Raw genomic sequence first — 24486 nt, 5'->3', positions numbered from 1 at the left:
ACAAGAAAGAAAAACGAACCGCAAAGCCCGCAAAGAACACAAAGAAAAAAAGAAGAAGTTAAGAGGGTTTGACGCAGCCTCACAAAGAAATGGTATAACCTGAAACCCTTGTAGAGACGCGAAATTGCACTCCGTGCCGCTACGAAGAAAGCGTCTCTACATTCATTGTCGGAGATGTCTATTAACAAAACAATTGCAACCTATGAATCTTCTGCGTTTTTTCTGCCATACTCTGCGTTGAAATTTCCCCTATTGGGAAACTATTAGTTTTTGTTGGCACCTGCTGAAAGTTCTTCTGATTCTTCTGCCTTAGATGTAAATCTTGATGATTCTAAGACTTGTTCAGGTAAAGAAACAATGATATCAGCGCCATTAATAATTGCTCCTAATAGCCCCAGTTCCGATTCAACTAATTGATCGATAGCTTCACCTAACATGTTCTCTTGTGTATAGTGTGGTCGCGCCACAAGTACTATGCCATCGCTGTAGGGTTGGATTAACAAAGGATCATTGGATATACTAAGAGAGCTAGTATCTAAAATAACCATATCAAAACGTTCGCGCACATCCTCCATCAGCCGCCGCATTTCGCTAGATTCAAGAATAGCGGCGGATTGTCGCACAGGTCCAGGGCTGGGTATGATGTATAAATTTTCTACATGAGGAACTAAACGAATACATTCACTTAAGTTCGCGTAATAACGCAGGGGTTCAATAGTGGCGTCGGGGTCAGGAATTATATTTAGGGATGTACAACGAGAAGGCGATCGCAAATCTGTTTCGATAATCAAGGTTCTTTTACCAGCCCGGGCTGAAGCTATACCCAAATTATAAGCACTTGTCGTTTTACCCTCTAAACTACTAGTGCTAGTAATCAACACCACCTTTAAGGCTTTACCACCAACCCGGCGCAGATTACTACGGAATTTTTCATAAAATTCTAAATAAGGAGAATCCGCAGAAAGTAGCACTGGCACTACTTCTTGTGGCAAATCATCAACTGGCATTAAAGGCAATTCTCCCAACAGTGCCACTTCCCTCTGCTTGAGGCTCTCGCGGATATCCTCTCTGGTTTTGAAAGTACCTTCCACCGCTCCCAAGAAAAATATCAGCCCGCCACCAATCAACACACCTAACAAACCACCCACAGCAAGGGTAATAGGCACACTCTTGGAGGGTTTGATATCCGCAGTCGCTGTGGGGCGTCTGGCAATGCTAAGGCTGCTGGTAGTTTCTACTTCTGCGGTTTTGGCATCGGTTAGCTTTGCCTGCATTTGGTCATAGATGGCTTTTTTAAGTCCAACCTCTTGTTCTAAACGCGATCGCTCTAATTGCTTATTGGGTATCAAAGAATACTCTTGCCGTAGTCGCGCTTCTTGTTGGATTTCTTGAGCTAGTTGTTGTTGCAGCGTCTCCCGTTGGGTTTGCAAAGACACCATTTGGTTTGCCAACTGCTGGCGGGCTGGATCTAAGCTACTTTGGGCGCGAATCCCGGCAACGCTACCCTGAAGCGGAGCCGCCGTTCCATCACCACCTAATACTTCCGCAGCCCGTTGTTGCAGCAATTCCTCAGCAGCTTGTTTCTGACGCTGCAACTGAACCATCGTTGGGTGTTCTGGTCGCAAATCTTTTCTGAGTACAGCAATTTGCGACTCACTTTGATAAATTTGCGATCGCAAGTTACCAATAATTGGATCGGCACTCAAAGCAGAAGAAATATAAGCCTGTCCGACTGTTAAGCCTAACTTATTGTGTAAACTATTAACTTGACCATCAACCCCAGAAATAGTTAATTGAATTTGCCGTTGCAGATTTTGGCTGGCAGTAATAGCGCTTAACAAGCTGCCATTCTCCGCCGCTAATATTGCCGTTCGCTCTATGCGATCGTACTGTTCTAGCTTTTTTTCGGCAATTTGCAATTCCCGTTTAGTTTGTGGTAAGCGCTCGTTAATCTTTTCAATAATTGCTTGTAATCGCCCAGTATTGATGTCACTGCTCAACTTAATCATTGATTGCATCAAGTCAGTCAAGACCTCTATGGCTCGTTTAGGGTCACTATCTACATATTTCAGTTCAAAGATACTCGTTTCTAAATCTCCAGTCTTGGCATTTTTTTTAGGTAAAGAAAGGACAATATTAGAACCGAGTTGTTTCGGTTGGATATTTACTTTCTCTGCCACTGTCGCAATTATCTGGTTTGATAATAAAACATCTTCATTTAGTTCCTTTCCTTGCTGTTGGATTTGAGTACCAGTTGCAGAGAAAGAAACTGGTGGACCAGCATAGGTTAGTGCGGCAGATGCTATGTATTTAGTAGGTGGCTCTGGCTGCATAGCCACCACAGTTGACCCCACTACGACTAAACCAAAACTAGCTAGTCCAATCCACTTATATTTTTCAAAAGCAATAAGATAGCGTTTAACAATTGGTGGGGTCATGGTCGCTTCGCTCCAATTCAAAATTTAAAATTAAAAATTCAAATTTAGGAAGCACCAAACTAAAGATAGTGGCTTTGATATAAGGATGCTATCAACTTCCTACTGTATACACCGATTGATATCTTTAATATTTTTACATCAACGAATTAAAAGAGAAGTTAGAGATGTGGCTTCCTGCACTCCCAACTATTTTCAGATTGTATCCTTCTTTTAAAGTCTTTAATTTGACCCGCCACCGAAGTTGTCAAAAAATCGGAGAAAGGACTGGACATTAAAGAAGGGTTGGGTAATGGTAGTCAAGAAATTAGTAATTTTACCGATGAGGTTGCGACCAACAACAAGAACATCATTATCTTGAAGGGCTACATTTTGAGACGCATCGCCTCCTAGAGCTTTTTTAGCATCAAGTTTCTGGGTAACAGCTTTACCTTGTTCAGGATCAAAGCGAACCAGAGCGATATCTCGGAGATTAGCAGTATCGAGATTTACTCCTCCCAAAGCATCTACAAAGGTACTCCCGTTAGGTAGTGCTTGAATGGAAATACCTCCCGCAGCGTAGTTTAAAACGCGGATTCTAATCTGTGGTGTGGCCAAAGATGAACGTGCTACTAAATTGCGGTCATAATCGTCATTATTACCAACTTCACGACGGGGGACTAGTATAGCATCTCCGTCTTGTAAGCGTAAATTAGGAATTGAACCGCCATCTTGCAGTGCTGCATATAAATCAATAGTTTGTGAAATCACAGAACCATCAATTAACTTCCGGCGTACTTGCACTTGTCGCAGGTCTGCATTCAAAGTTGAACCACCAGATATTAGCAAGGCATCAGCAACGCGGGGTGTTGTTGAATTAATTGGATAAATTCCTGGTTTAAATATTTCCCCACTAATGGTAACTTGAACTGGTCGCGTCCCTGCCAAGGATACTATTACAATTGGATCGGGTAAAATTTTACTTAAACCCAAGCGAATTTTTTCTTGAGCTTCTTCCAAAGTTAAGCCTTGTAATGACACTGTTCCCACTTGTGGCACTACGATGTTGCCTTCTGGACTAATTGCAGCTTGAAAACTTAAGTCTTGACGCTGCGTTGCCAAGGCTAAAACTATTACTGGATCAACCACATAACGATTTAAACCCAAGCGAATTTTTTCTTGAGCTTCTTCCAAAGTCAAACCTTGTAAGGAAACTTTTCCTAATAGCGGCACAACAATGTTACCTTCTGGGTTGATTAAAGCTTGAAAGCTCAAATCTGGAAAGCGCTGAACCGAAACGCTAATTCCATCTCCTATTCCTAAGCGGTACGGGCCTGGAGGACGCTGAAGCACAACGCCAATTGTATCTCCTGGACCCAAAAGATAGCGGCTCAGTTGGGGGGAAATTTCGTTATTTGCACCTGGAGGTACAACTTCAGTACCTGGCACAGGCGAAGGTGGTTGCCTTGGTGATTGTCCCTGAAATGGAAAAGGCTGGGCAACAACAAGCTGGATAGGTGTTGTTAAGAAAACTCCTACTTGAAGACTGAAAAAACACAGGGCGCTGAATGCACGCATATAAGAACTTGGATCTATGAACATCGGTCCAGGAAAACTGAGATAAAAATTAGTAGCGCCGAGTGGTAATTTTACTCTCAAAATGTCCTAAATGTCTCTTTTATCTGGGAGTATTTTACCAAGAAAAAGGAGAAAAATTTTACCAATTTTAATTTATAACATCATATTTTGAACCTGAACGGGATTATAAAGATACTTATAATGAATCTCTGCACAAGGGCATCTCTAACAGACTCTATAAAGGGCCTGCCATCAATTGAGTTTGCACTGTTTCTCCAATAGACTGTGCTAAAGGCCAAGATGTTTCTACTTGCCCCAAAGGTTCCATTGGAATCAGAATGCTCACACTCACCCAAGGAGTGCGTTGCTTACGCCACTGGGCTAATTGATCTGCCAAGAACCAGTGTAAAGGTGATGGATTTCCGCCGTCTGGCATAGCGTACCATTGCAAGACAGCGAAGGTTTGCGGTGGTGTGACGGCGCGAAAGAACCTAGCTTCTACTTTAGTTATGACATTTGAAGCTAACTTTGCAGGCGGTTTCACAGTAAATTCAGCAGAACGATATTGAGCTATATCCCACTTTCCCCAGCGTGACCTTCCCCAGCCGTTAACGTCTGTCCACTCTACCTCTGGTTGATCCATAGGCCCATTTTGGGGCAGCAAAAGTAAGATTGCCTGGGATTCGGAACCTTGTTTTTTAAGTACCTGCAAAGACCATTTATGTTCGCCAATTTCCTGTTCTGCTTGTTCAATAGTTTGCCAACCAGGAAGGGCTAACCCAGCATTGCGGATCTGTTTTAACTTGTTGAGGGTAGTAACAGGTGGCGGCTGTTTCCATTGCCAGTGTCCTGTCAGGTATCCGGGAATTGCTCCTATTGCCAACAAGAGTAGCAATAACAAAAGTGCTGCTACCTGGCTCAATTGGTTTTCCTTAAAAAACTTGGAGAAAGAAATCATCAGTAAAATTTATGATACTTAGGCAAAATTTTACTTTATAAAATCACACCATGAGTTCAGTAATATTTATGAGTAGAGAAAAAGCAGGGGAGACAAGGCACACATAAATAAATAAGCAATGCCCAATGCCGATAATTTAAAATCTTACCAAACGATGTAAAGGTTTCAAACTCAGGGATGATGAGTAATGAGTAACTAAATTGACAAAATCAGACTATAAAGAGTGATATTAAGCGAGAGATAGCGCTTGTAAAGGAATAACGGCCATGATTAAATCTTGGATGGTGATTGGGGGTGTAGCTTTCTTAGTTGCTTTAGCAGCTAACGTAATTACGCCTAGCGATCGCCAATGGTTCAAGCGCTTACAACGACCGAGATGGCTAACTTTTGAGGGTGCGATTCCTATTATCTGGACTGTAATATTTATTTGCGGTGCTTGGTCTGCTTATATTGTCTGGGAAAAAGACCCAGGAAGCAGCTCAACCTGGTTAATCATGGGTTTATACTTGCTTTTAGAAATTGTAACCATTGCCTATACGCCTGTAATGTTTAAGCTCCGCAGCCTGAAAGTCGGTACAATTCTTGGTGGCACAGGTTTTATGATTAATGCTTTATTGATACTTGCAATTGTAAGTATTTCTGGTTGGGCAGCACTATTACTAGTTCCTTATTTACTGTGGAGTCCCATTGGTACTTATACCACTTGGCAGATGATTAGTCTCAATCCTCAAGATGCCTAAGATTCGCACTAACGAATGATTCAAACTATGCCTTAAATTGTCAAACTTGCAGTGTATGACTTGACAAAATACACAAAACTTGATTGCATTATGATTCCATCTTGGATAATAATTGGGGCTGTGACTTTCTTCGTCGCCCTTGGTAGTTTCTTGATCACGCCGCGTGATGTTAAATGGTTTGCACGTTTAAGTCGCCCTCGCTGGCTAGTTTTTGAGCCGTTGATTCCGGTAATCTGGACTGTGATTTTTATTTGCGGTGCAGCTTCAGCTTATATTGTCTGGGAAAAAAATCCAGGAGGTATAATTACTTGGCTAGTAATGGCTTTGTACCTCTTGGTGGAAATTATCACCGTCGCCTACATACCTATAATGTTGAGGTTTCGCAGTCTCAAAGCTGGAGAAATTCTTGGGCTAATCGGTTTGATTTCAGGCGTTATCCTCGCAATCTGCGTTTTGCCGATTTCTTTAATGGCGGCGCTGTTACTCCTTCCCTATCTAATTTGGACTCCTATTGGTACTTACACTACCGACGAGTTAAAAGAGTTAAATCCTCAAGATGCATAACGCATCTATGCAAGACGCCCATAACGTGCTGTGACAGGATTGGCTGGATTGGATTGATTATTCAGCCAAGCCCACATTTGATCGCCAATAGAAAAATGCCACCACTCTCTAGGATTGCGTTGAAAACCGGTTTTTAACATTACATTTTGCAATAGCTGACGGTGAGCATGATACTTTTGGGCTTCTGGGCGATCGCTATTATCATAGTAATTTGGGTGCGATCGCTCTGACATTTCATCAATCGGCGAACCCATATTTATTATTTCCCCTGCATCATCTACTAGCGTCACATCCACCGCCGCACCTGTACTGTGAGGAGGGGGAGTTTTTTCATCCAAACTTGGTACAGCCCAAATTTCATAAACCGCTTCCCAAATTTCTTGGCGTTGGTTTGGGGATAACTCCACGTCAGTTAATCCCCGATCGTGTACTGCTTGGGCGAAGCTGTAATTTACCATAAACTGCTGGACTGCGATCGGGCGATAAGCATCAAAAATTTGGATACGCCAGTTTGGATGCAGCAGTTCAAGATAATTTTGCGCTTCGATCAAATTTTCAATAACGCTTTGACGGAGATAATAGGGAGAGTGTATACCATAGGTAGCACCTAATTTTTCATAAGGATGGGGAGATTCTACCGCAAACAATTCTAAAGGAATCTCTATTAGTGGTTCACCACATTCAAAAATTGGGATTTGATGATAAGGTCTCATGTGAATAATTCGTAATTCGTAATTATTACTTTATGCTGTGCATGAGGAATAATTTATAAGCGCTCGCACCTTAATTCAGATATAAACCCTAAAGTAAAAACTTAAGCAATTGCCAAATCATAATGTAAAACTAAGATTTCATCTGCTCTCAAAGTCGCCATTGCATATTCACAGCCTTGGGTATCAGCAAACTCGACTAAATAATGATATTCTTCTTCTTGCTCATACACTTCTACAATTGTTCCAACTTGCCCACTAGGTAAGCTTTCGATAGAAGTATAATCTTCTTCCACTAGTTGTAATCTCTCAATGGGAATAGGCTTGAGTGTAGCAATAGTATCCAAAAGTTTAACTTTTTTCATTTAACTTCAGAAATGCAGTAATCAAACGTGGATAAGGATTTTTAGCGGTAGTTTCCCAGATTGTCCGCAGCCTGATTCCGTCTGTATCAGGTACTATCCAATCTACCTTAAACTGTTGACCAAATTGTGTAGTACTTTGCTGAACAACTTCACCTGCAACTGCTGCTGTTTGAATAAGTTCACGCAAAACATCGGCGTTTTCTAGTGTGATTCCTAGAATTGATGCGAAAACTCTGGCTTTATGTTTACCACTCGGATGTTCTGGGTTTAGACAATAACCTATGAGCTTTTGCACAGAAATCTCTGCTTGCTCGCCGTTGGGTAATTTCATCGTCTATGAATATGCCCTAACAGATTTAAAATTTTATCATTAACGGTTTGTTTTTTTAATGCTCAATCAAAACCAAACACCTTTATTAGATGCCTTAAAAGCCAATGCAGCAAGACTCCATGCACCTTTTTACACCCCAGGACATAAACAAGGTGAGGGAATTTATCAACCCTTGGCTGATTTATTTGGTAAAGCTGTCTTTCGCGCTGATTTAACCGAATTAGCAGATTTAGATAATCTCTTTGCACCCCAAGGCGTTATTCAAGAAGCACAACAACTAGCGGCTGAGGCATTTGGTGCATCACAAACATGGTTCCTTGTCAATGGTTCTACCTGTGGGATTGAAGCAGCAATTCTCGCTACCTGTGGCACAGGCGATAAAATCATTTTGCCTCGAAATGTCCATTCATCTGCGATCGCAGGTTTAATTCTCTCTGGTGCAATACCAATTTTTCTTAATCCTGAATACGATCCAGTTTTAGATATTGCCCACAGCATCACGCCCAATTCTGTACAATCTGCACTCCAACAACATCCAGATGCTAAAGCAGTGTTGACAGTTTACCCAACATATTACGGCGTTTGTGGAAATTTGAGGGCGATCGCCAGCATTACACATCAATATAATATTCCTCTACTTGTAGATGAGGCCCACGGCGCACACTTCGCCTTTCATCCCGAATTACCCACTCCAGCCTTAGCCGCAGGTGCTGATTTAACTGTACAATCCATTCACAAAGTACTTGGTGCAATGACACAAGCATCAATGCTGCACATCCAAGGTAACAGGATAGATTGCGATCGCATCAGTAAAGCTTTGCAACTTGTACAATCTACCAGTCCTAGTTATTTACTTTTAGCTTCTTTAGATGCAGCGCGTCAGCAAATGGCGCTCCACGGAAAAATGCTGATGTCTCGCACTTTGCAACTTGCTGAAGAAGCTAAAACAAAAATCAGTCAAATTCCTGGCTTATCAGTCTTACAAATTCCTAGCTTCCCTAATCAAGGGGGATCTCGCGGCTTCCTGGCTTTAGATCAAACGCGATTAACTATCACTGTTTCTGATTTAGGCTTAACCGGATTTGCGGCAGATCAAATTCTAGATGAAAAATTTGCTGTCACAGCCGAATTTGCCTCACTGCGACATCTCACCTTTATCATTAGTTTGGGCAACACTCCATCTGATATTCAGCAATTACTGCAAGGTTTCACCACCCTTGCCAAAGAATATCGGCGAACCAACTTGACTTTTAAGAGGCAGATTTGGGAGAATCTAATCAGTAAAATGAGTCATACTTTACATTTTTCTCCCCGTGAAGCCTTTTTTGCTGTCAGTGAAACATTACCCTTAGCAGAAACAAGCGATCGCATTTGTGCCGAAATAGTCTGTCCCTATCCCCCAGGAATTCCTGTGTTAATGCCAGGAGAAGTCATCACCAAACCCCTCCTGGACTATCTGCAACAAATTCAGACTATGGGAGGATTTATTAGCGGTTGTGCTGATACTACTTTACGCACCATCAAGGTAGTAAAAGAAGGACTTATATGGTAAATTTAAGAATAATAATTTTAGAAAATTGCTCAGAATGATTGTTCCTGTGTAAAATTTACCTGAATAATACTCTATTAAAAATAAATTTAAATCAATGAAGATAAAATTTTGCTTCGTAGTAACAGTTGTACTTTCGCTGTTAATGACATTTGACAGAGCCGCTTTGGCTCAAACTACAACTAATACTATTGCACCAATTAGTAACGCTGAAGAAATAGACAAAACTAATAATATCAAGAAATTGTTAGAGATAATTGTTACGAAAAATATTTTTCGATCCTTGATTACTCAATTATCAAATGCTTTCCAGTCCGAATACCCTCAAGTTCCTCAAAAATTTTGGGATACTTCTGTTGCTGAATTCAAACCAGATGATCTGATAAAAGAGATGATTCCTATTTATAATAAATACTTCACTAATAAAGAGATAAAACAACTCATTGCATTTTATCAAACACCTGTAGGACAAAAAACACTTAGCCCGCAAATTTTGCAGGAAGCTACTTCTATTGGTATAAGATATGGAAATGAATTAGGCCAAAGAGTCTTAAGAAAATTGGAAGCAGAAGGATATATCCGCCCTAGTCAATAAAGCAGTGTATGATGTTAACTTGAATTTAGAAATGGGTAATTTTTAGGTTCTGCTTAATTACTAATCCTGTCAATAACAAGCAAAGGGGCAAAGGAAAAAGATTATTTTTGCTCTCCTCCTCCCGGTGTGGCTATTTTAACTTGCTTGAGCAAGCAACTTTAAACCTGGATCAACTCTGCTCTCAACCTTCTACAATAAAGATAGACTTTATTGAGATTTGTATAGTTGGGGATCAGCTGTCATGGCTCCCGCCGTTTTCATTCAAAATTTGCAAAAGCGCTACGGCACAGTAGTCGCCGTCCAAGATGTTTCCTTTCAGGTAGAATCAGGAGAAATCTTTGGTTTACTAGGCCCCAACGGTGCTGGTAAAACTACTACCTTACGTGCCTTGTGTACGCTGACCACACCAGATGCTGGCAAAATCGAAGTATCTGGTATCTCTGTGTTAGATAATCCGAGAGTGGCAAGACGACGACTGGGGTACATAGCTCAGGAAGTCGCCATAGATAAGGTGCTGACTGGAAAAGAACTACTGCAATTGCAAGCTGCACTTTATCATCTCCCAGGCGCAGTAGCCAAACAGCGCATTGAGACTGTATTAGATTTACTTGGTTTGCAAGAATACGCCAATAAAAAAACAGGAACCTATTCCGGCGGTTTACGCAAACGCCTAGACTTGGCTGCTGGATTACTCCATTCACCGGATGTTTTGGTGTTGGATGAGCCAACTGTGGGACTTGACATAGAAACTCGATTTGTGGTATGGGATTTTTTGCGGAAATTACGCGCCTCAGGGACGACGGTAGTAATTACCAGCCATTACTTAGAAGAGATTGACGCTTTAGCCGATCGCGTGGCAATTATAGATCGCGGCGTTGTGATTGCAAATGGTACACCTTCACAATTAAAAGATCAAGTAGGGGGCGATCGCATCACCTTGCGAATCCGCGAGTTTTCCGCGATTGAGGAAGCAGAAATTGCCAAAAACCTCTTGCAAACTTTGCCGTTTGTGCAAGAAGCGATCATCAATAGCGCTCAAGGTAATTCGCTCAACTTAGTAGTGACACCTCAGAACGATGTTTTGATTAACATACAGCAAGCGCTGAATACTGCTGGCTTGCCCATATTTGGCATAGCCCAATCTCGCCCCAGCCTCGATGATGTTTACCTTGCCGCTACAGGACGCACATTAATGGATGCAGAACTAGCAGCCGTTGCCACTCGAGATCCCAAAGCTGAGAAAAAGCAGAATATGAGATAGGGGCTGGGGCAGGGGGCAGGGGGAGCAGGGGAGCAGGGGAGCAGGGGAGGCAGGGGGAGCAGGGGAGCAGGGGAGGCAGGGGGAGCAGGGGAGGCAGGGGAGGCAGGGGGAGAAGATATTAATAATCAATCCCCAATCCCTAATCCCCAATCCCCAATCTAAAATTCAAAATCTAAAATCCAAAATTCCTATGAGCGTTACTCCTAAATCTGATATCAATTGGCAGCCGTTAGCATCGCCACAAGCAGATGCGAATGCTGCACCTAACTTTTTCGGTGAATTGGTACAAGAGACGTTGGCTTTAACTCGTCGCTTGTTTATTCAGTTGCAACGGCGTCCTTCCACATTGGTTGCCGGAATTATTCAACCAGTGATGTGGTTAGTGCTATTTGGTGCATTATTTCAAAATGCCCCCAAGGGGTTGTTCGGCAGTACGACAAATTACGGACAATTTTTGGCTGCGGGAGTAATTGTTTTTACAGCCTTTGCCGGGGCGCTGAATGCTGGTTTGCCCGTAATGTTTGACCGCGAGTTCGGCTTTTTGAATCGTTTGCTGGTAGCACCGTTAGCATCAAGGTTTTCTATTGTCTTTGCTTCAGCAATCTTTATCATCAGCCAAAGTTTGCTGCAAGCAGCTGTGATTGTTGCAGCAGCAGCCTTTATTGGGGCTGGACTACCAGATGCAACTGGTTTATGTGCGATCGCTCTAATTGTCTTCCTCTTAGCTTTGGGTGTAACAGCCATCTCCCTTGGTTTAGCTTTCGCCCTACCGGGACACATTGAATTGATTGCAGTGATTTTCGTCACTAACCTACCATTATTGTTTGCTAGTACTGCTTTAGCTCCTTTATCCTTCATGCCTCAATGGTTGCAGGTTGTAGCTACTTTAAATCCTCTCAGCTATGCGATCGAACCCATTCGCTATCTGTATCTCCACAGTAGTTGGGAACTAACTAGCGTAGTCATGCAAGCTCCTTGGGGTAATGTTACCTTCGGGGGAGCATTGCTGGTATTATTTGGCTTTGCCGTTGTCGCCTTACTGAGTATTCAACCCCAACTGCGGCGGACTCTTGCTTAAAGAGGATGTCCTAAGTTGACAAAAGATAAAATGTAGTAATTTTAGGGTCAAAATGCCATGAAAAAATCATTTTTACAAATTCATAGACTCATTGTCGCTACCGTGGCAGTAATTAGCTTTGCTTCCTTGCTCATGGCTCAACCAAGTTCGGCTCAACAAGTCAGCCCAGCCGATGCTTTTCCCAGTAATAGTACAACAGACCAAAATACTGATCCTTTCTCCCGTTCAAACTCAGACAATTTCAACATGTTTGATCTGATTCATCGGGCAAATTTTGGGACTCTCAACTGGGATTCTAATCAACAAAACGAACAACTAGACTCAGCCGCAGCAGCCTTTAAAGCAAGGCAGCAAAAACTAATTCGAGGTGAACAACAGCAACCAACCCGCAGTTTGCCATCGTTTACACTACCATCAGCTACGCCGCCATCAAGTAACTGAATTCAAATAAAGAATCCCAAGCCTCTAGCACAATGTTTAAGCTAGTAATGAAAAGTTTGTAGTAAGCACTTCACTGCTTAAAAAATAAGGACTAAAGTCCTCACTACGAACTTGTTGACCCATCAATTTAAACTTGACAGACTACTAGGGCTTGGGGCTGAGACTATTGAAAAAATCCTTAGTTATCAGGTAAAAAACTACAGCCCAAGTGCAGCTAAAACATCGCTAGCATGGGTAGTGGTATTTACACTAGCGTCAACATGGGTAATTTTGCCGTTGGGGTCAATTACATAGGTAACGCGCTTGGCATAACCGCCGCCATCCACATCGAAAGCTTTGATGAGGGATTTTTCGGTGTCAGCCAGTAGGGGAAAATTCAAATCATATTTTTGGGTGAATGCTTGATGAGAAACTTCATCATCAGCACTGACTCCCAAGATTACAATATCTTTACCTTGATATTGAGCCTGGGCATCCCGAAAACTACAGGCTTGTTTGGTGCAACCTGGCGTGTCATCTTTGGGGTAAAAATACAAAACAACCGTCTTTCCCCTCAACTCAGATAGCGAGACTGTGTTGCCGTTTGTATCTTTGGCGGTAAATGCAGGTGCATCCGTACCAACTGCTAGAGGCATAATTAACCTTTCCTGTTTCAGATTGTTGATGCACTTGAAATTTTACATTAATTTATAATCATTTAATATAATTACTAAAAAATAGCATAACTATACTTTAGGTAAGCAATTTTTGGTTAAATGAGGTAGTTGGTACAAGAAAAAATATATTCTTAGATTAATTTTTATCAGAAGAAAAATTACTACCCATACACAATGGCTGCTGTTGATTCCCAAAACCCAAATATTTTTGTCTATCCTCAAAGCACAGTAGACAGAGCCGAGCGATCGCTAGTGTGTTCGCCCTTCAGTTTATCTTTATTTGAAGTCATGGGACACCAGAGTGTGTCATTAACTGCGATCGCCCTAGAAAATGGCCTCAAGCAAGGCTATACTAAACGCCCTTTATCAGAATTAGCCTGTGACAATGCCTTAGGCTGGCTGATCCAAGTAGGTGTATTACGGCGAGAAGTCGATGGTCAGGGAATTACAGATAGTTATCGCCTCACTCCCTTGGGTCGCCAGTTGGTAGAACAATATCAGGGAAAAAATTGGCGAACACCTTCATGGCGCGATCGTTTATCCGATGCTGTGATTCGTTGGTTGCGGATACCTTTTTAGGGCGTTGCTGATTAGATGTATATAATCTTGGTGTAGAGACGCGAAATTTCGCGTCTCTACAAGAGTTTTGAAATCACCCAAAATCATTTTTATACCTGAATTCAGCAACGCCCTTTTAGAATAGAAAACCAAAAAGTTAGGATTAGGCAATCAAAGGGAACAATATATACGGAAACATCACATCTGTTCATGAAGTCTTTACAATGTGGTGGGGCATGGTGCATAGGGCAGCAGAGGGGAAAGAGATAATTCATTCTCCCCCTTACCTCTTGCCCCAATTCCCAAGTATCCTGAAAACTAACGAATAGCAACTATGAAATCAATTATGGTGGTGGGGACAACATCCCATGCAGGGAAATCACTTTTAACTACAGCTATTTGTCGCATTCTGTCGCGGCGTGGCTGGCGAGTGGCTCCCTTTAAAGGTCAAAATATGGCTTTAAATGCTTATGTCACTGCTAATGGTGGAGAAATTGGCTATGCCCAAGCAGTGCAAGCTTGGGCGGCGGGAGTGGTACCTTGGGTAGAAATGAACCCAATTTTACTCAAACCTCAAGGGGATATGACTTCCCAAGTAATTATTAAAGGCAGGTCTGTTGGTAAAGTAAGTGCCTCAGATTACTACGAGCAATATTTTGACCTGGGGTGGCGGACAATTGAAGAATCGCTACAGCATTTAGGAACAGAATTTGACATGGTGGTTTGTGAAGGTGCCGGTAGTCCAGCAGAGATTAACCTCAAGCACCGCGACTTAACTAATATGCGGGTGGCAAAACATTTAAATGCGCCAACGATGTTAGTAGTTGACATTGATCGGGGTGGTGCTTTTGCCCATGTCATTGGAACCTTAGAGTTATTAGAACCAGATGAACGCGCCTTAATTAAGGGTGTAGTAATTAATAAGTTTCGAGGACAGCGATCGCTCCTAGATCCAGGGATAAAATGGTTAGAAGAACGCACAGGTATCCCGGTTGTTGGTGTTATACCCTACTTACAACAAGTCTTTCCAGCAGAAGACTCCCTTGATTTGCTAGAACGGGAATCGCATAAAGGGCAAACTGACCTCAACATTGCCGTCATCCGCTTACCCAGAATTGCCAATTTTACCGACTTTGACCCACTCGAATCAGAAAGCACTGTTTCAGTTAAATATCTAAGTCCAAAGCAAGATTTAGGACATCCTGATGCCGTAATTCTTCCAGGTACAAAAACCACAATTGCTGATTTGCTACTACTGCAAAAAACTGGTATGGCAGAAGCTATCCAACACTATGCTGCTTCTGGCGGAACAGTTTTAGGGATCTGCGGTGGGTATCAAATGCTCGGCCAAATGATCGCCGATCCAGAAGGGATAGAGGGACAAGCAGGCAGGTATCAGGGGTTAAATCTTTTACCAATCAGAACCGTAATTACCGGACAAAAAATCGCCCGCCAGCGCCAAGTTAGCTCGAATTATCCGCAACAGGGCTTGCCAGTAAATGGCTTTGAAATCCATCAAGGGCGATCGCGCATCGAACAGCAAGGTGTAGACCCTCAATCGTACCATGCCCTATTTGACGATATTAATTTAGGATTAGTGGATAGTTGTCAATCAGTCTGGGGTAGTTATCTCCACGGGCTTTTTGACAACGGCCCTTGGCGACGCGCTTGGTTAAATCGCCTCCGTCAACAGCGCGGTTTAAAATCTTTGCCCACGGGTGTTGCCAACTACCGAGAACAGCGAGAGCAGATTTTGGACGCTCTAGCCACTGAAGTAGAAAGCCATTTAGACTTAACTCCATTTTTGTCTTAAGCTAAAGTGCATACAAATCGCACATTTTTTCGTTCAAACTGTCATTGGTCATTAGTCATTTGTCTTTACAAAAGACTAATGACAAAGGACAACTTTTACGAGTCAATACTAAATTAAATACGTAATATTGATGATTGTTCGTGTCCACTTTTTACCAGATGATGTCACACTAGATGCCGAAGTGGGAGAAGCCATTTTGGATGTAGCAGACCGGGCTGGGGTATTTATTCCCACCGGTTGTCTGATGGGGTCTTGTCACGCTTGCACCGTCGAATTAGAGGATGGAGAAATCATCCGCGCTTGTATCACCGCAGTACCACCACGCGAAGAATTGACGATTAATTTGTTTAGTGACCCAACTTGGTAATGTCCCTCCTGTTATTGAAAAAAGATTGGTATGTTACGCGGATATTATATTGTGTTATTTTGGATAGAAGGACTTATGAGTTACGTAACGCATAATATCTATCATTGCTAAGTATGTCTCCGTCAGAAAAATATCCAAAATTTAATGATAAAAGGACGGAGCGGTTTGCTTTAGGTGAGAGGGTAAAGGAGTTTCAGGCTTTTACAGACCAAGCATACAAACGACTTGATATATTAGATGCCGCTACTAACAAAGAATCTCTGATGAAACTACCGAGCAACCATTTTGAGTCTTTAGAAGGTGATCGAAAAGGTCAATATAGCATTCGGATAAATAAGCAATGGCGAATTTGTTTCAATTGGCCAGACGAAGAATCTAAACCTTTCAACATCGAAATTACAGACTATCATTCTTAAAGAATAACAACATGGCACGTCCACCTATCCATCCGGGAAAAATTCTTGCTGATGAGCTTCATGAATTGCAGATGAGCGCAAGTGAGTTAGCACGTATTCTTCATGTACCAACAAATCGTATTACTGAAATAATTAATGGTGAACGAGCAATTACTGCTGACACAGCATTACGATTAGGACAATGGTTTGGTACTGGTGCAGAATTGTGGATGAATTTACAAAAGAATTACGAGCTTAGACTAGCTGAAGAAAAAATGGGTGAAGAAATTCAGGCAACTATTTTGCCCCGGATATTATCTGAGTATAAGCAAGTCAATGCATAAACAAAAATCTAATCAATCATTAGATTTTTGGGAATTTTGACCCATTCTTTCTTAATGCGACGATCGCATTTTTTAAGAAAATTAATGCCAAAAAAAATCCGGGAACTGAAGCAAATGCTTTTCCAAGCAGGTTTTACAGAACTCCCAGGAAAAGGCAGTCACACTACCTGGGGTGCATCCCCTCTATAGTGGAAAAATCACGATTTCAGGCAAAGACGGAGCATATGCTAAACGCTACCAAGAGAAGGAAGTGAAACAGGCAATTGAGGAACTAGAAGGGAAAGAAAAAGATGAGTAAGCTTAAGTACCAAATAATTATTCAGTGGTCTGAAGAAGATAATTGCTTCTTGGTAGGATTCTCTGATTTTACAGGACAACGCTGGCGGACTCATGGGGATACTTACGAGTTGGCTGTGGCAAATGGAATTGAAGCCTTAGAGTCTCTAATTATTGCTTATGAAGCTGTGGGTGATCCACTTCCAGAACCAACAGTAAGTAGTGTGTGCTAACGCATACGTGTTTTAATAATGCTACTCCCTTTACCCGAACAAATGTTCAGACAGCAAGAAACTTTTACAGATTGTTTCCTACTGCCTGTTTTTGCTACATCTATCAATTAGCTTTAACATTCAGGGCGTATTCTTTAAACCTTTCCAAATCAGCTTGAATTGTCGATTCAACTACCCGCCCCAAAAACAAGTTATCCATAATTTTGCCAATAATACCGGGGATAGCATAGGAAATGGTCATTTTAACAATGCTACTATTGTTGCGATCGTAAAAGCGAATCGCTCCCTGATTCGGCAAACCATCAATCGATTCCCATTGGATAATTTGGTTGGGAACAACTTTGAGAATTCGGGATTTCCAAGTAAATTCTAGACTGCCTGTCTTCAGTTTCCAAAGAGATATATCTGGATTATCTGGCGGAATTTTCACCGAATCAATCCACTTCATCCACCGGGGCATTTGCTCCAAATCAGACCAGAGGCTCCATACTAAATCTATGGGAGCGTCTACTTCTACCTGCACAGTATGCTCTAACCAATCTGACATTCTCTCTTCTTCCTTCTCTTTGAGATGCTTTGCGTAGCTTGCTTGTTTGCAGGAATACGCGGTTAGTTATCTCTTCAAACTCTCCAAAATCACTTTTGCCGCCCGCCGTCCAGAAATAGTAGCACCTTCCATGCTATCGATGTAATCTTGCTGAGTATAACTCCCTGCAAGGAAGAAATTATCTACTGGTGTCTTTTGGTTGGGACGGTATGCATCCATTCCTGGCGCTTCTCGATAAAGAGACTGAGCAAGTTTTACCACACTGTACCAAGTCATATTTAACTCCCGCGATGAGGGAAACAGTTCATGCACTTGCTTGAGGACATGCTGTGCGATCGCTTCATTACTTTGGGCAATAAACGGATCTCCCGGTGTCAGCACTAACTGTAACAATGAACCCTGTCCTGGGCGATAATAATCAGCAGGGCTAGTCAACGCCAAATCGGCAAAACAAGAAAAGTCAGCATCGGCTGTGTAAAGTAAATTATCAATTCCCGCCGCATGATTTAGCTGTTTACGTTCCTCTCCATTATTCAGTTCCGTTACCCAACCATCAAAGCGTAACTGCACTGTTGCCACTGGCACTGCATCCAGTTTGTAAATATTGTCAAATTCTGACCACTTACGCCACTCGTGGGGTAGGATGCGTTGAATTCCTGGAACGTCACAGGCAAAGACATAAGCATCAGCAGTGATAGTTTCTAGAGTATCACCTTGGGCAACTACTATACCAGTGACGCGGGTTTGTTCTTCTAACTCAGTAAATTGAATTTCCCGAACTTGCCGACGCGTGTAAACTTTGGTGCCTCTAACTTCTAAATATTCCAGAATGGGCTTGTGTAAATACTCAGATGGAGAACCTTCTAGCATTCGCAAAACTGAGGCTTCAGTTCTAACTGCAAATAACTGGAATATCGTTAACATACAACGGGCAGACATATTTTCGCAATCAATAAATCCCAATGCGTAGGCAATGGGGTTCCATAAGCGCTTAATGCTGCCATTACTCCCACCATGACTGCGGAACCAGTCGGCAAAGCTAACTTTATCTAAGTTGCGGATGGTTTTCATCGCCCCGTTAAAGTCTACCAGCCCGCGAACTATTGGACTAGTACCCAAAGCGATCGCATTTTGCAGTTTATCCTGCAACGATAGTTGGGAAGTAGTAAAAAATGCCTTTAAGCCATTGAAAGGCGCACCTGTAAGGAACCGAAAATCCAAAGCACCAGTGCGCCCCCCTTTATTAATAAAAGTGTGGGTATGTTCTTTGAGGCGTAAGTTTTCTAACACTCCCACTTTCTTCATCAAGTCAAATAGTTGGTAGTAGCAGCCGAAAAATACATGTAAACCCATTTCTAGATGGTTGCCATCTCCATCAACCCAACTGCCAACTTTACCACCCACAAACGGACGAGACTCAAAAATCTCTACTTCACAACCAGCATCAGCTAAATCTACTGCGGTTGCTAGCCCAGCCAGTCCCGCACCTACGATTGCAACACGCATTCCGTCGTTCCTTTTCAGTTTCTTTACAGATTGTAACTGGGTTGGTGTCGGAATTTGCTACTTAATATCAACTCCACCAGCATATTAAAGCATGGCAATGTCGATACTAAAACCTTTTTGATCACTAGTTTTAGTCCCAGCAATTGACCAGACGCGAAAAAAACGCGTCTGTATCTACTAGACAAACTCTTGTCCATAGCGGCGGACTCAAAAAAGTATCATAGCTATTTTTTGATCACAAAGCAGTTATCTGGTAAGTCGTAAAAGCAACTTCTTACTTATTTACACCTTTGTCGTCATCGGAGACAGGCAAACTTCTAATCAGTTCCCGAATCACATCGGTTGCGGGTCTACCTGTTTGTTGACAATATTTTTCTAGCTTTTCCGCTTCCTGTGTGGCGAGATTGACAGTTATACGTTTAACAGCCCATTTTTTATTTGTCATTATCATGTTATCTGCTGGATATTTAGATCGTCGAAATAGTCTAAATTAAAGAGGGAACCGATAAGGTTATCAGAATTTGTCTCAGGAAACAAGTAATATCATTAATATGAAAAATATTCGTTTTGTCAAAGTATTCATCATTTCCTAAAAAAATTAAAAAACCACACTTTATTTGTTAGTATATTGACATGATAAAGACCACCTAGTTGCTTTTGAAGATAATAACTCTACTAACAGCATGAGTAAAGCCTGACAATGAAATTTTATAAATGAATTTGAGACACCTACTGTTGACTCAATTAAGATTTCCAAAGTTATTTTGCATCGGAAGTATTTGACCTTCTCTCTTAACCAAGTTCGCCAAACCCACTTGGAGAGAACATCTTAGATAACACCAGAAAATAAAACTTCAGAATCACGATGGTGCTGAAATGCTTCTCAAATGAGGGTTACAACCGTCTATAGAGGTTGTGAATAATCACTTAAAAGTAGGCAAATAAGCGATCGGTCTCAAACAAACACCCATCTGCGCCCATTACTGTAACCATGAAGTTAAGAGCTACTTGAACGGTTATGAATTTTGGCTATCATCGATCAAGCTGATTGCTTGTTTGCGTCAATATAGTAACCACCAAAAAGCGTAGAATACTCAGTTTTTTGGGTGTAAAGAACTGATTTTTTTTTGGAAATTTTAACAGCATTATCTGTAATTTTACACAGATAAATGCTCGCTAAACAAATATGATGTTAGTTGACTGTTGCCGATGACAATATTTTATTTTTGCTTCATGCTTTTACACTAAATCATCGTAAAAATACGATGCAATCTGAGATGTATTCTATCTTCTCTCTAGCGATATACTTTGTCTTAAACTCAGTGATTTTTTCTATTCATAGTTTTTCTATTTATACTATTTATTTATCGGGAGTTTAGACAAATCATTTTTGCAATTTTTCGTACTATAAATTCGGCAATAAATTTTTTACAGCTAAAGAATTACTGCCAATAAACTTTTCATTTGCAAACATTTATTATTTACTAACTATACTCATAAAAATAATTACATATTCTATTTCTTTTCCATTATGTGTTCATTATAGCCATTATTTATATACTTTAAATAATCTTCATTTAAAGACTAAATAAACTCATTCTCATGCTTCATAAAAGCATTACAAATAAAAAGATAAAATCTGATATTTTGCTTAATTACATTGATATCTAACAACATGCAAAACTCAGAAAATGGTTAAAAAAATATTTCGATATCTAAGTACGTCACTTAGATTTTATTAAACAGAGCTTTGCTGAGGCTCTTTTAGCGTTTTGTACTGATTTATACTGGTAAATAAACAGATAAAATGACTGAAAAAATTTCAAAATACAACTACTTCATGAAATTGAGGTAAAGTTACCTTCCATTGGTCACCTACTGCTGTTAAAATACAGCAGAATTCAGAGAGGACTCTAAGCTAAAAAAAATCCAGAGGGGAGGTTTGCTCCGCTCCGGATTTTTCAATTCAGTAATCCTAAAGGTTCCTAAGTATTTTTCTGATTCTTTAACTATTCTGACCAAAGCAACGGAAACAAACGTCTGCGGCTTTGCTCCTGAATTCTGGTTGGAGGCGGAGCGTCTGCGGCTTTGCTCCTAAATTGTTATGTAATTTCTCATAAGCACAATTTGAGATTGAGGATTGGGGGAATTTGTGTAACTATTCAAATTTAAGTTGGGGCATCAGTTGAAGAGTGCCAATACCTAAATCTTTAGGTGAAAGCGATCGCGCTTCAAACAAAGCCATCATATCTCGTAACTGAGGATTGCCACGGGAAGCTCCGGTTAGCCCTTTGGCAATGATTAAGCCACAGTAGCCCAAAGTATTTTTACAGCGTTGATTCCATTTTTTCCGGGCTTCTACATGAATCGGATCTTCATCTAGGAATTCACCGAATAAGAACAATTCGCCATTTTGAGTTTGTAATAAACCCAGGTCGTAGCGATCGCCATCGAAGGGATCGGCACCTGGATTAAAGCAAATTGCTCTCAGTCCCCCTGTTGCTTCAATTCTTTCAATTACAGTCTTAGCCTTGGGGCGGGAAGTTTGAATTAAAATCACCGGCAAACCGTCACCCACTTGTTTGATTTCACCAGCCTGATGGTAGCTGACTCCCTTACGCAGGTACTCCAACATTTCCCAGGACACCACACCTAAACTGAGGAAGGAATCTTCTGGTATCAAGTCATCTTGCAATGATTGGAAATTTGGGGAGTCAAGGTTTTCGCTCTCCTCGCCATCGACATCAAAGCCTGCCATTTCCTCTAATTCTGCTGCTAACTCCGGCATAGTAGAGACTGTAACAGGCAGAGATTTAGTTGCTTCTTCCGACTGCGGCAGAGAAATGCGATAGCGACGACTGAGGGGACCGAAGATGTCCTCATGAAGCTGGCGACGGTGATCGCGAATAAAGCGGCTTAGGCTTTCGATCGCAACCAAAATTACCAGTGCTTCTTCGTCATACAAAACAGACCGTAGTCCTTCTAATGGGTGGATATTACCGAAAGTGGGGTTAATTTCTGATAATGGCAGATCCGCCAAATCACTTTCTTCATCCTCATCTTCATCGGTTTCATCAGCACTCTCAAAGGTGAGAAACAGACAATCTTGCTTGAGGAACGCTTCTTCTAGATGCTCCGTTGATTCATCATCCGTTAAAACTGCGGCGCGAAACTGTTTTAAAGACTCTTCTGAGCGATAAAACAAAATCCCATACTCCATTCCCAGCATTCCCATAACTGAGGCGTAGATTGTACCAACATCCCAATTATTAATCTCGATTGACAAAATTTGCTGTTCTTCCAAAAATTCCCAAGGTGCTGCTTGCCAAATTGCAAATGCTTTCTCTCGCAAGATTTGTGCATACTCTGGGGGTAAGTCAGGGGTTTGACTATCGAGGATGTCAGCAAAGCCGCGAAACAGTTCGTCAATTAAAGGCAGTTCTGGTGCGTAGTCAATGGCAATATCTAAATCTTGTAGTACCCCCCGCAGATAAAATTGAATCTCGCGGTCTTTGACCACAATTCTTTGAGGTCTGGCAGGTCTTGCCGGACTCTGGGGATGCTCCATTGCTTGCATTAAGGTGCGAACTATTGCTTCTGGGCCAATATCTGAAGCTACCACATCCATTCCTCGAACCACACCTTGGGAGTAATCTACCCAAAGAATGCATTCTCCCTTTTCCTCTGAGTTTGAGTACTGGTTTGGTGATGACAACGGACGGCGATCGCCCTCCCATACAGAAGGAATTTGAGTTAATTTCTTCAACCGACGACTGGTAGAGCGATTAAAACTTGTCATAGAGTAAGTTAATCAAAAGAAGCAATTTGGAAGTAGACTTTGGGGGATAGGACGCCTTGGATTAGGTTTTTATGGCTGCACCTGAAAGATAGTTGCTTCTCAGACTGCCGCCAGACTGTGAATTCCAAAAATACCGAATCTCTAAACACACTTCTCGTCTCTCAATTCTAGAATAAAAATATTTGGCTACTTTTGACGGAGTGTTTACAATTTGGCATCTAACGACATCTAAGCCGCTAGAATGAATACAAAAACACCATTGGCAACCTAGAGGCATTAACCAGCCGATATCGGGTAAAGCTTAGACTAAATTTTGGAGTTAAAAAAGCAGATGACACAAGCAATTCAGTCTCAACAACGCGGAATTCTGTTGAGCCAAGCCGCATTGCACCAGGTAAAATCCCTCCGGGACAGGCAAGGCACAGACTTCTGCTTACGGGTAGGAGTCCGTCAGGGTGGCTGTTCAGGGATGTCTTACATGATGGACTTTGAAGACACTAGCAAGATCACCCCACAGGATGAAGTTTTTGACTATGATGGCTTCAAAATAGTTAGCGATCGCAAGAGTCTATTATATCTCTACGGTTTAATGCTCGATTACAGCGATGCTATGATTGGCGGTGGTTTTCAATTCACTAACCCCAATGCTAACCAAACTTGCGGTTGCGGCAAGTCATTTGGGGTGTAATATTGTCATTTGTCATTTGTCCTCTGTCATTGGACGAAAGACAAATGACTAATGACCAATGACTAATGACTAATGACCAATGACTAATACAGTTGAATCCCTATTTGATACAGGTTTGGAAGGCTATAAAGCAGGAGAGGCGGTAGATTCTTTAATCCCTGTGTTTAAAGAAGTGTGCGATCGCGCTCCTAAAACTAGTGCTGCTTGGATTTGTTTGGCGTGGTTATATCTACTCGATAACAAACCCAATTTGGCTTACAAAGCTGCACAAAAAGCAGTCAAGTTAAATCCCCAAGACCCACAAGCTAGAGTCAATCTGGCCTTAGCAATGCTGGAAACAGGTCAAAAAGGTTTACGAGAACATATTGACATAGCACAACAGCTAATCTTTGTCAACGAAGAATGGCGGGATGAAATAAAAACTAGTATTGAAGACGGTTTCAGTAGAAAACCAGATTGGCAGAGTTTGACAAAAGTCAAAAATTGGCTGTTTGAAGAATGAGAAGTTAGGAGTGAGGAGTTAGGGACTTCCAAATAAAAAAATGTTCCAAAACTGACGCAAAAACTCTCTCTATTTCTTCTCTCTGCGTTCTCTGTGTCTAATAACCCACATTCCGCACTTCAAAATGTATTATCTATCTTTTCAATAAAAATTCCTAATAATGTTCAAATTATTAAGTATTAATATTGAATACCATTGGCGATTTATGTTGTTGATTT

At 41.5% G+C, this 24486-nt stretch carries 26 protein-coding genes and 1 pseudogene; 16 read left to right on the top strand and 11 right to left on the bottom strand.

Annotated features, from left to right (window positions below; translation table 11 throughout):
- Window positions 1-263: 263 nt before the first annotated feature.
- From V7K32_RS00590 to V7K32_RS00580, 3 genes are all read right to left on the bottom strand, one after another.
- Window positions 264-2438: a GumC family protein gene (locus tag V7K32_RS00590; protein ID WP_334989354.1), complete on the bottom strand. Its 2175-nt coding sequence runs from the start codon at window positions 2436-2438 to the stop codon at window positions 264-266.
- 219 nt (window positions 2439-2657) lie between these two features.
- Complete coding sequence (locus V7K32_RS00585; protein WP_334989352.1) at window positions 2658-4016, bottom strand: polysaccharide biosynthesis/export family protein; 1359 nt, start codon at window positions 4014-4016, stop codon at window positions 2658-2660.
- Window positions 4017-4227: 211 nt separating this feature from the next.
- Entirely contained in the window at window positions 4228-4950 is a 723-nt protein-coding gene (locus V7K32_RS00580; protein ID WP_334989350.1) for a cyanoexosortase B system-associated protein, read from the bottom strand.
- 266 nt (window positions 4951-5216) lie between these two features.
- Here V7K32_RS00580 and V7K32_RS00575 point away from each other — a divergent pair, with 266 nt between their 5' ends.
- Together V7K32_RS00575 and V7K32_RS00570 are read left to right on the top strand one after the other, a co-directional pair.
- Window positions 5217-5690: a TspO/MBR family protein gene (locus tag V7K32_RS00575; RefSeq protein ID WP_334989348.1), complete on the top strand. Its 474-nt coding sequence runs from the start codon at window positions 5217-5219 to the stop codon at window positions 5688-5690.
- A 90-nt stretch (window positions 5691-5780) separates the two neighbouring features.
- Complete coding sequence (locus V7K32_RS00570; RefSeq protein WP_334989452.1) at window positions 5781-6254, top strand: TspO/MBR family protein; 474 nt, start codon at window positions 5781-5783, stop codon at window positions 6252-6254.
- 5 nt (window positions 6255-6259) lie between these two features.
- Here the strand turns inward: V7K32_RS00570 and V7K32_RS00565 are convergent, their stop codons facing one another.
- The 3 genes from V7K32_RS00565 to V7K32_RS00555 all read right to left on the bottom strand — a co-directional run bounded on the left by V7K32_RS00565 (window position 6260) and on the right by V7K32_RS00555 (window position 7660).
- Window positions 6260-6967 carry a M15 family metallopeptidase gene (locus tag V7K32_RS00565; RefSeq protein WP_334989346.1) on the bottom strand — a complete coding sequence of 236 codons (708 nt, stop codon included), beginning with the start codon at window positions 6965-6967 and terminating at the stop codon, window positions 6260-6262.
- 101 nt (window positions 6968-7068) lie between these two features.
- Window positions 7069-7329: a DUF4926 domain-containing protein gene (locus V7K32_RS00560; RefSeq protein WP_334989344.1), complete on the bottom strand. Its 261-nt coding sequence runs from the start codon at window positions 7327-7329 to the stop codon at window positions 7069-7071.
- Window positions 7316-7660: a DUF6883 domain-containing protein gene (locus V7K32_RS00555; protein WP_334989342.1), complete on the bottom strand. Its 345-nt coding sequence runs from the start codon at window positions 7658-7660 to the stop codon at window positions 7316-7318. The genes V7K32_RS00560 and V7K32_RS00555 overlap by 14 nt, the downstream gene beginning before the upstream one ends.
- 58 nt (window positions 7661-7718) lie before the next feature.
- Here V7K32_RS00555 and V7K32_RS00550 point away from each other — a divergent pair, with 58 nt between their 5' ends.
- The 5 genes from V7K32_RS00550 (at window position 7719) to V7K32_RS00530 (ending at window position 12584) form a co-directional block, all read left to right on the top strand.
- Window positions 7719-9212 carry an aminotransferase class I/II-fold pyridoxal phosphate-dependent enzyme gene (locus V7K32_RS00550; protein ID WP_334989341.1) on the top strand — a complete coding sequence of 498 codons (1494 nt, stop codon included), beginning with the start codon at window positions 7719-7721 and terminating at the stop codon, window positions 9210-9212.
- Between the two features lie 163 nt (window positions 9213-9375).
- The gene (locus V7K32_RS00545) at window positions 9376-9804 is read left to right on the top strand and encodes a DUF2059 domain-containing protein (protein ID WP_334989339.1); all 429 of its coding nucleotides are present in this window, start codon (window positions 9376-9378) and stop codon (window positions 9802-9804) included.
- Between the two features lie 241 nt (window positions 9805-10045).
- On the top strand, window positions 10046-11065 hold the full coding sequence (locus V7K32_RS00540) for an ABC transporter ATP-binding protein (RefSeq protein WP_334989337.1): 1020 nt from the start codon (window positions 10046-10048) through the stop codon (window positions 11063-11065).
- Between the two features lie 190 nt (window positions 11066-11255).
- A complete protein-coding gene (locus V7K32_RS00535) occupies window positions 11256-12143 on the top strand; it encodes an ABC transporter permease (protein ID WP_334989335.1) in 888 nt (295 codons plus the stop codon).
- Between the two features lie 57 nt (window positions 12144-12200).
- Window positions 12201-12584, top strand: a complete 384-nt coding sequence (locus V7K32_RS00530; RefSeq protein ID WP_334989333.1) for a hypothetical protein — start codon at window positions 12201-12203, stop codon at window positions 12582-12584.
- Between the two features lie 197 nt (window positions 12585-12781).
- On the opposite strand, the gene V7K32_RS00525 is transcribed toward V7K32_RS00530, so the two are convergent.
- On the bottom strand, window positions 12782-13219 hold the full coding sequence (locus tag V7K32_RS00525) for a peroxiredoxin (RefSeq protein WP_334989331.1): 438 nt from the start codon (window positions 13217-13219) through the stop codon (window positions 12782-12784).
- Window positions 13220-13414: 195 nt separating this feature from the next.
- Between V7K32_RS00525 and V7K32_RS00520 the strand changes: the two genes are divergently transcribed.
- The 7 genes and pseudogenes from V7K32_RS00520 (at window position 13415) to V7K32_RS00490 (ending at window position 17226) form a co-directional block, all read left to right on the top strand.
- Window positions 13415-13819: an Npun_F0494 family protein gene (locus V7K32_RS00520; RefSeq protein ID WP_334989329.1), complete on the top strand. Its 405-nt coding sequence runs from the start codon at window positions 13415-13417 to the stop codon at window positions 13817-13819.
- 313 nt (window positions 13820-14132) lie between these two features.
- The gene (gene cobQ, locus V7K32_RS00515; protein WP_334989327.1) at window positions 14133-15611 is read left to right on the top strand and encodes a cobyric acid synthase CobQ; all 1479 of its coding nucleotides are present in this window, start codon (window positions 14133-14135) and stop codon (window positions 15609-15611) included.
- A 130-nt stretch (window positions 15612-15741) separates the two neighbouring features.
- Window positions 15742-15978, top strand: coding sequence for a 2Fe-2S iron-sulfur cluster-binding protein (locus tag V7K32_RS00510; RefSeq protein ID WP_334989325.1), 237 nt, complete (start codon window positions 15742-15744; stop codon window positions 15976-15978).
- 113 nt (window positions 15979-16091) lie between these two features.
- Window positions 16092-16394 carry a type II toxin-antitoxin system RelE/ParE family toxin gene (locus tag V7K32_RS00505; RefSeq protein ID WP_334989323.1) on the top strand — a complete coding sequence of 101 codons (303 nt, stop codon included), beginning with the start codon at window positions 16092-16094 and terminating at the stop codon, window positions 16392-16394.
- An 11-nt stretch (window positions 16395-16405) separates the two neighbouring features.
- Window positions 16406-16717 (top strand): HigA family addiction module antitoxin, encoded by a 312-nt coding sequence (locus tag V7K32_RS00500; RefSeq protein ID WP_334989321.1) that lies wholly within the window; start codon window positions 16406-16408, stop codon window positions 16715-16717.
- Between the two features lie 84 nt (window positions 16718-16801).
- Window positions 16802-17015: pseudogene (locus V7K32_RS00495) on the top strand (type II toxin-antitoxin system HicA family toxin).
- Window positions 17008-17226 carry a type II toxin-antitoxin system HicB family antitoxin gene (locus V7K32_RS00490; protein WP_334989319.1) on the top strand — a complete coding sequence of 73 codons (219 nt, stop codon included), beginning with the start codon at window positions 17008-17010 and terminating at the stop codon, window positions 17224-17226. Before V7K32_RS00495 ends, V7K32_RS00490 begins: the two are co-directional and overlap by 8 nt.
- A gap of 103 nt (window positions 17227-17329) precedes the next feature.
- Here V7K32_RS00490 and V7K32_RS00485 read toward each other — a convergent pair whose 3' ends face one another.
- The 4 genes from V7K32_RS00485 to V7K32_RS00470 all read right to left on the bottom strand — a co-directional run bounded on the left by V7K32_RS00485 (window position 17330) and on the right by V7K32_RS00470 (window position 23078).
- The gene (locus tag V7K32_RS00485) at window positions 17330-17773 is read right to left on the bottom strand and encodes an SRPBCC family protein (RefSeq protein ID WP_334989317.1); all 444 of its coding nucleotides are present in this window, start codon (window positions 17771-17773) and stop codon (window positions 17330-17332) included.
- Between the two features lie 66 nt (window positions 17774-17839).
- Window positions 17840-19279: a 9,9'-di-cis-zeta-carotene desaturase gene (zds, locus tag V7K32_RS00480; protein ID WP_334989315.1), complete on the bottom strand. Its 1440-nt coding sequence runs from the start codon at window positions 19277-19279 to the stop codon at window positions 17840-17842.
- Between the two features lie 274 nt (window positions 19280-19553).
- Window positions 19554-19730: a CopG family transcriptional regulator gene (locus V7K32_RS00475; protein WP_334989313.1), complete on the bottom strand. Its 177-nt coding sequence runs from the start codon at window positions 19728-19730 to the stop codon at window positions 19554-19556.
- 1707 nt (window positions 19731-21437) lie between these two features.
- Complete coding sequence (locus V7K32_RS00470; RefSeq protein ID WP_334989311.1) at window positions 21438-23078, bottom strand: DUF6930 domain-containing protein; 1641 nt, start codon at window positions 23076-23078, stop codon at window positions 21438-21440.
- Between the two features lie 331 nt (window positions 23079-23409).
- On the opposite strand from V7K32_RS00470, the gene V7K32_RS00465 reads away from it, so the two are divergent.
- Both V7K32_RS00465 and V7K32_RS00460 read left to right on the top strand, forming a co-directional pair.
- Complete coding sequence (locus V7K32_RS00465) at window positions 23410-23766, top strand: iron-sulfur cluster assembly accessory protein (RefSeq protein WP_334989309.1); 357 nt, start codon at window positions 23410-23412, stop codon at window positions 23764-23766.
- 79 nt (window positions 23767-23845) lie between these two features.
- Window positions 23846-24268, top strand: a complete 423-nt coding sequence (locus tag V7K32_RS00460; protein ID WP_334989307.1) for a tetratricopeptide repeat protein — start codon at window positions 23846-23848, stop codon at window positions 24266-24268.
- Window positions 24269-24486: the final 218 nt, after the last annotated feature.

The organism is Nostoc sp. (assembly GCF_036917635.1).
Taxonomy (GTDB): domain Bacteria; phylum Cyanobacteriota; class Cyanobacteriia; order Cyanobacteriales; family Nostocaceae; genus Nostoc.
This window is presented reverse-complemented; position numbering and strand designations above follow the sequence as displayed.

Excerpts from the sequence above, each read along its gene's own strand:
- V7K32_RS00465 (WP_334989309.1), top strand. The coding sequence starts at position 23,410 with ATGACACAAGCAATTCAGTCTCAACAACGCGGAATTCTGTTGAGCCAA.
- V7K32_RS00580 (WP_334989350.1), bottom strand. The coding sequence starts at position 4,950 with ATGATTTCTTTCTCCAAGTTTTTTAAGGAAAACCAATTGAGCCAGGTA.
- V7K32_RS00475 (WP_334989313.1), bottom strand. The coding sequence starts at position 19,730 with ATGATAATGACAAATAAAAAATGGGCTGTTAAACGTATAACTGTCAAT.
- V7K32_RS00535 (WP_334989335.1), top strand. The coding sequence starts at position 11,256 with ATGAGCGTTACTCCTAAATCTGATATCAATTGGCAGCCGTTAGCATCG.
- V7K32_RS00565 (WP_334989346.1), bottom strand. The coding sequence starts at position 6,967 with ATGAGACCTTATCATCAAATCCCAATTTTTGAATGTGGTGAACCACTA.
- V7K32_RS00590 (WP_334989354.1), bottom strand. The coding sequence starts at position 2,438 with ATGACCCCACCAATTGTTAAACGCTATCTTATTGCTTTTGAAAAATAT.
- V7K32_RS00525 (WP_334989331.1), bottom strand. The coding sequence starts at position 13,219 with ATGCCTCTAGCAGTTGGTACGGATGCACCTGCATTTACCGCCAAAGAT.
- V7K32_RS00485 (WP_334989317.1), bottom strand. The coding sequence starts at position 17,773 with ATGTCAGATTGGTTAGAGCATACTGTGCAGGTAGAAGTAGACGCTCCC.
- zds (WP_334989315.1), bottom strand. The coding sequence starts at position 19,279 with ATGCGTGTTGCAATCGTAGGTGCGGGACTGGCTGGGCTAGCAACCGCA.
- V7K32_RS00575 (WP_334989348.1), top strand. The coding sequence starts at position 5,217 with ATGATTAAATCTTGGATGGTGATTGGGGGTGTAGCTTTCTTAGTTGCT.
- V7K32_RS00520 (WP_334989329.1), top strand. The coding sequence starts at position 13,415 with ATGGCTGCTGTTGATTCCCAAAACCCAAATATTTTTGTCTATCCTCAA.
- V7K32_RS00540 (WP_334989337.1), top strand. The coding sequence starts at position 10,046 with ATGGCTCCCGCCGTTTTCATTCAAAATTTGCAAAAGCGCTACGGCACA.
- V7K32_RS00570 (WP_334989452.1), top strand. The coding sequence starts at position 5,781 with ATGATTCCATCTTGGATAATAATTGGGGCTGTGACTTTCTTCGTCGCC.
- V7K32_RS00470 (WP_334989311.1), bottom strand. The coding sequence starts at position 23,078 with ATGACAAGTTTTAATCGCTCTACCAGTCGTCGGTTGAAGAAATTAACT.
- V7K32_RS00505 (WP_334989323.1), top strand. The coding sequence starts at position 16,092 with ATGTCTCCGTCAGAAAAATATCCAAAATTTAATGATAAAAGGACGGAG.
- V7K32_RS00490 (WP_334989319.1), top strand. The coding sequence starts at position 17,008 with ATGAGTAAGCTTAAGTACCAAATAATTATTCAGTGGTCTGAAGAAGAT.
- V7K32_RS00550 (WP_334989341.1), top strand. The coding sequence starts at position 7,719 with ATGCTCAATCAAAACCAAACACCTTTATTAGATGCCTTAAAAGCCAAT.
- V7K32_RS00530 (WP_334989333.1), top strand. The coding sequence starts at position 12,201 with ATGAAAAAATCATTTTTACAAATTCATAGACTCATTGTCGCTACCGTG.
- V7K32_RS00560 (WP_334989344.1), bottom strand. The coding sequence starts at position 7,329 with ATGAAAAAAGTTAAACTTTTGGATACTATTGCTACACTCAAGCCTATT.
- V7K32_RS00585 (WP_334989352.1), bottom strand. The coding sequence starts at position 4,016 with ATGTTCATAGATCCAAGTTCTTATATGCGTGCATTCAGCGCCCTGTGT.
- cobQ (WP_334989327.1), top strand. The coding sequence starts at position 14,133 with ATGAAATCAATTATGGTGGTGGGGACAACATCCCATGCAGGGAAATCA.
- V7K32_RS00555 (WP_334989342.1), bottom strand. The coding sequence starts at position 7,660 with ATGAAATTACCCAACGGCGAGCAAGCAGAGATTTCTGTGCAAAAGCTC.
- V7K32_RS00510 (WP_334989325.1), top strand. The coding sequence starts at position 15,742 with ATGATTGTTCGTGTCCACTTTTTACCAGATGATGTCACACTAGATGCC.
- V7K32_RS00460 (WP_334989307.1), top strand. The coding sequence starts at position 23,846 with ATGACTAATACAGTTGAATCCCTATTTGATACAGGTTTGGAAGGCTAT.
- V7K32_RS00500 (WP_334989321.1), top strand. The coding sequence starts at position 16,406 with ATGGCACGTCCACCTATCCATCCGGGAAAAATTCTTGCTGATGAGCTT.